Annotated in this window: 4 protein-coding genes and 1 pseudogene; 2 read left to right on the top strand and 3 right to left on the bottom strand. The window is 68.4% G+C overall.

Annotation, left to right across the window (positions count from 1 at the left end; all coding sequences use genetic code 11):
• The 3 genes and pseudogenes from VI08_RS19745 to efp all read right to left on the bottom strand — a co-directional run.
• A pseudogene (locus tag VI08_RS19745) lies at window positions 1-192 on the bottom strand (TRZ/ATZ family hydrolase); the annotation flags it as partial.
• Window positions 189-950 (bottom strand): hypothetical protein, encoded by a 762-nt coding sequence (locus tag VI08_RS19740; protein ID WP_045831354.1) that lies wholly within the window; start codon window positions 948-950, stop codon window positions 189-191. The gene VI08_RS19740 and the pseudogene VI08_RS19745, both read right to left, overlap by 4 nt.
• Window positions 951-1031: 81 nt before the next feature.
• Window positions 1032-1613, bottom strand: a complete 582-nt coding sequence (gene efp / locus VI08_RS19735; RefSeq protein WP_045831353.1) for an elongation factor P — start codon at window positions 1611-1613, stop codon at window positions 1032-1034.
• 55 nt (window positions 1614-1668) lie between these two features.
• Here efp and epmB point away from each other — a divergent pair, with 55 nt between their 5' ends.
• Both epmB and VI08_RS19725 read left to right on the top strand, forming a co-directional pair.
• Window positions 1669-2694 carry an EF-P beta-lysylation protein EpmB gene (gene epmB / locus VI08_RS19730; RefSeq protein ID WP_045831352.1) on the top strand — a complete coding sequence of 342 codons (1026 nt, stop codon included), beginning with the start codon at window positions 1669-1671 and terminating at the stop codon, window positions 2692-2694.
• Window positions 2695-2796: 102 nt separating this feature from the next.
• Window positions 2797-4863, top strand: coding sequence for a GGDEF/EAL domain-containing response regulator (locus VI08_RS19725; protein ID WP_045831351.1), 2067 nt, complete (start codon window positions 2797-2799; stop codon window positions 4861-4863).
• Window positions 4864-4885 lie beyond the last annotated feature (22 nt).

Genomic DNA, 4885 nt, shown 5'->3' with positions numbered 1-4885 from the left:
GTGCTCGCCCAGCGACACGCGCTCGCGCGGCGCGTAGTGCTTGCGGGCATCGTCGGCCGGCAGGATGGCGAGGATCTCGCCCTTGTCGATGGCCACCGCGTGGTCGTCGAGCACCACGCCATGCGGTTCCACGGGAACCACCCAGCGGGCTTCGATGAGGAGATCGATGTCTTTGGTTTCAGTGCCGCTCATTTGGGCCTCACGGAATCGGGATACCAGAAGTCACGGAACATATCGCTGCCGTATGACTTGCCGTCGTAATGGAGCACCAGCCGCGCGGTGCGGGGGTCGTCGGGGTGCGAGACCAGCTGGTCGCGGCGCACGGAGGCGACCACGGCCGCGTTCAGCGACAGGTCGGCGAAGCCATGGCTGCTGGTCTTCTCGACCGCGATGGTGATGGTCGCGGCGTCGGTGGTGCTGTGGTCGCTACCCATGCAGTCGCTGCCCTCCACCGTGGTCCACCCGGCGAGGTTCGTGCCCAGCACGGGGCGCAACGCATCGCCCTCGCGCACCCACAGGGTCAGTTCTTCGCTGGCGCCGGCATCGGGGCAGCTCGCGCCGCGCGCGTCGCTGTGGAACACGGTGCCGAAGGCACGCACGGTGGGCGAAAGGCGGTAGGGCGCGGTATCGACGCGGAAGCTGCCGACCTCGGTGGTCGCGTCCTCCTCGATGGTGGCGCGGTTGGCCGCGACCACCTTGCCGCCCTCGACCAGTGCGACCACCTGGTCCTTGGTTTCGTCGCCGGCGTCGAATGCCATTACCGCGATGGTGGTGCCCGGTGCGTTGGGCATGGCCTTGCAGGCGGAGGCCACGACGGCCTTGCCAGCGAGCTTCGCCCATTGCGCCACGGTGGCGGTATCCGCCGCGCCGCAGGCCTGCGCGTCGGCGGCGCGGGCCAGCGGCGTGGCCGTTAGTGCCAGCAGGGGGATGCCACGGAGGAGGCCTCGCATGCGGTTTCCTTGTGCCTGATAAGCGAACGGCACGGCGCCCATGGGGCGGCCGTGCCGTGTCGTGCGTGGAACGATGCCGCCTTACTTGACGCGGCTGTCGTACTCGCCCGTGCGGGTATCGACCTTGATGGTTTCGTCCTGGTTGACGAACAGCGGCACGCGGACCACGGCGCCGGTTTCGAGCGTGGCCGGCTTGCCGCCGCCGCCCGAGGTATCGCCGCGGACGCCCGGGTCGGTCTCGACGATCTTCAGCTCAACGAACTTCGGCGCCTGGACAGCGATGATCTGGGTTTCGTTGAAGATGGTGATGACGCACTGCTCATCGCCCTTCAGCCACTTCCAGGCATCGCCCATGGCGGCCAGGTTGGCGCGGTACTGTTCGAAGGTCTCGGAGTGCATGAACACCCACTCGCGCTCGTCGCCCGTGCCCTCGATGTAGGAGAAGCTGGCGTCCGTGTCGGTCGCGTTGGCTTCTTCGTACGAATCGCTGGACTTGAGGGTGAGCTCGGTGGTGCGGCCGTCCTTGAGGTTGCGGACGCGGATGCGGGTGAAGGCCTGGCCCTTGCCCGGCTTGATGAAGTCCGCCTCGGTGATGACCCAGGGGTCGCCGTTGTGGAGGATCTTCTTGCCCGTTTTGACGTCGTTGAGGCCAAGGCTCGCCATGTGTTGCTGCTCCAGAGAGTGAATCCGCCCACGGGGCGGCTAAAATAGGCCCACCATGATAACCGCAAGCCCTACTCCCCGCCTACCGACGCCCATCCAGGGCTGGCGCGAGGCCTGGCGCGACGCCATCACCGACGTCCGCGACCTGCTCCAGGCCGTGGGCCTGGCCCACCGCGACGACCTGGTCCCGCCCGACGACGCCGGCTTCCCCCTGCGGGTGCCACGGGGCTTCGCCGCGCGCATGCGCCCGGGCGACGCCAACGACCCGCTGCTGCTGCAGGTGCTGCCGCGGGCCCTGGAACACACCGGGGCACCGGGCTACAGCGTCGATGCCGTGGGCGACATGGCCGCCCGGGCGGGCCATGGGCTGCTGCACAAGTACGATGGCCGGGCCCTGCTCATCGCCAGCGGCTCGTGCGCCATCAACTGCCGCTACTGCTTCCGCCGCCATTTCCCCTATGGGGAGGAGATCGCCGCCGCGGCCCAGTGGCGCGAGGCGCTGGCCCACGTGGCGGCCGATACCTCGATCCGCGAGCTCATCCTCTCAGGGGGCGACCCGCTCTCGCTGGCCACGCACAAGCTCGCGGAGCTCACCCGCGGCCTGGCGGCCCTGCCCCACGTCATCCGGCTGCGCATCCACACGCGCCTGCCCGTGGTGCTGCCCGAGCGCGTGGACGATGCCTTCGTCGAGTGGCTGGCGGCGCTACCCCTGCAAAAGGTGGTGGTGCTGCACGCCAACCACGCCAACGAGTTCGATGCCAGCGTGGACGCGGCCTGCGCGCGCCTGCGCGCGGCCGGGGCCACCCTGCTGAACCAGGCGGTGCTGCTGCGTGGGGTGAACGACGACGCCGATACCCTCGCCAGCCTGTGCGAGCGGTCCTTCGCCGCCGGGGTGCTGCCCTACTACCTGCACCAGCTTGACAAGGTGACCGGGGCCGCCCACTTCGAGGTTCCCGACGAGGCCGCGCTTGGCCTGGTGGAGACACTCCGGGCACGTTTACCCGGCTACCTTGTCCCAAAACTCGTAAGAGAACTGCCGGGCGACCCCTCGAAGCGTCCTATTGCCGATTTCGCGCGCTAGTATGGTGCCATCCCGCCGGCTCCGGCCGGCCGGGACCGCGACAGGGGGCGCGTACCGGTCAACCGGGGCGCAGGGTGGAACAGCGGTAATCGAATAACAACCATGAAGCACGACAACGTCATCCGCGTCCTCTTCATCGAATCATCGGTGGAAGAGGCGGAATTGCTGATCAATGTCCTGCGCAACGGCGGTGTCGCCGTGCGCCCGTCGCGCGCCACCAGCGCCGACGAGATCCAGGCCTGCCTGGATGAACAGATACCCGACCTGGTGCTGCTCAACCCGGGCACCCCGGGCATCGAGACCGCCGCCGTGCTGCGCCAGCTCGATGCCAGCGGCCGCGACCTAGCCACCATCGCGGTGCTCGAGCGCCTCGAGGACGACCCGGTCTCGGACCTGCTCGCCGGCGGCGTGCGTGGCGTGGCCCTGCGCCGCCGCCACGACCAGATCCTTGCCACGGTGCACCGCGAGTTCGGCGCGCTGTCCATGCGCAGGCAGGTGCGCCGCCTGGAAACCGCGCTGCGCGAAACCGAGCGCCGCTGCGATTCGCTGCTGGATTCCTCGCGCGATGCCATCGCCTACGTGCACGAGGGCATGCATGTGCGCGTGAACCAGGCTTACCTGGAGGCCTTTGGCTTCCAGGAATACGACGACATCATCGGCCTGCCCATCCTCGACCTTATCTCCGGCACGCACGCGGACGACTTCAAGGGCGCGCTACGCGCCGTGTCTAAGGGTGAGAAAACCCCGCCGCCCATGGAGCTGCTGGCCCGTCGTGACGACGGCAGCACCTTCAAGGCCCTGGTGGAGTTCGCCCAGGCCACGTTCGAAGGCGAAGCCTGCCTGCAGATCGTGTTCCGCCAGCAGACGGTCGACCCGGCCCTGATGGCGCAGCTCTACCACGACCCGGTCACCGGCCTGTTCAACCGCGCCCGTACGCTCGAGCACATCGACGAGGCCGTGGCCGCCGCGGCAGCCGGCCGCCAGGGCCAGGCCATCGTGCTGGTCGAGCCGGATAACTGGAAGGAGCTGGTGGCCACCGCGGGCATCGGCAACGCCGACCAGGTGCTGGTGACGCTGGCCACGCGCATCCGCGACATGCTCGATGGCGATGACGACGTCGCCGGCGTGCTGGGCGACCACACGTTCGGCCTCGTGCTCGGCCCGCGTAGCGACCTTGAGCACGCGGCCCTCACCGAGCGCCTGCGTGCCGCCGTGGCCGATGCCATCGTCGATGCCGGCACCCGCTCGTTCACCCTCACGGTAACCGTCGGCGGCGTGCTGCTGGCCGAGAAAAACGCCAACGCCGAAACGGTGCTCGACCAGGCCAGCGGCGCCCTGCGCAACGCCCAGAACCAGGGCGGCAACCGCGTGGAACTGCACGACCCCGCCGCCCGCGAAAAGGCCGACGCCGAACGCGAGCAGTACTGGCTCGACCTGGTCCGTGATGCCCTGGCCCAGGATGGCCTGCGCCTGTACCACCAGCAGATCATCAGCCTGCAGGATGCCGCGGGCGAGTTCTACGAGATCCTGGTGCGCATGCGCGGCCCCAAGGGCGACGTGCTGCCTTCGTACTTCTTCCCCGTCGCCGAGCGCAACGGCCTGTTGCCCGCCATCGACCGCTGGGTGCTTGGCCACGCCATCGACGCCCTCGCGCACCGCGAGAACGATGGCCTCACCACCACCTATTTCGTGAAGCTCACCGCGCAGTCGCTCGACGACCCCGACCTGTTGCCGTGGCTGCGCCGCCGCCTGGAGACCGCCAAGCTCCGCCGCAGCACGCTGGTGGTCGAGATGCCCGAATCGAAGGTGCTCACCATGCTGCGCAAGGCGCAGGAGTTCTCGTCGGCATGGCGCAAGTCGGGTGGCAAGTTCGCGATCGAGCAGTTCGGCTCCGGCCTGAACTCGTTCCAGATGCTCAACCACGTGGAAGCGGACTACCTCAAGATCGACCGCAGCTTCATGACCGACCTGCCGCAGCACCCCGAGAACCAGAAGCGCATTGCGGAAATCTGCAAGGAAGGCCATGAGAGTGGCAAGCAGACGGTGGCCGAGTGGGTCGAGGACGCCGTGAGCACGTCGCTGTTGTTCGCGTGCGGCGTCGATTTCGTGCAGGGCAACTTCCTGCAGGAACCGGCCAAGGTGTTGGCTGAGGAGTACCTGCCGGTTTAAAGAGCATCGCGCGCAAGCGCGC

The sequence above is a fragment of the Luteibacter yeojuensis genome (assembly GCF_000964085.1).
Lineage (GTDB): Bacteria > Pseudomonadota > Gammaproteobacteria > Xanthomonadales > Rhodanobacteraceae > Luteibacter > Luteibacter yeojuensis_A.
The sequence above is the reverse complement of the archived record's forward strand: the minus strand, read 5'-3'. Positions and strand labels throughout refer to the sequence as shown.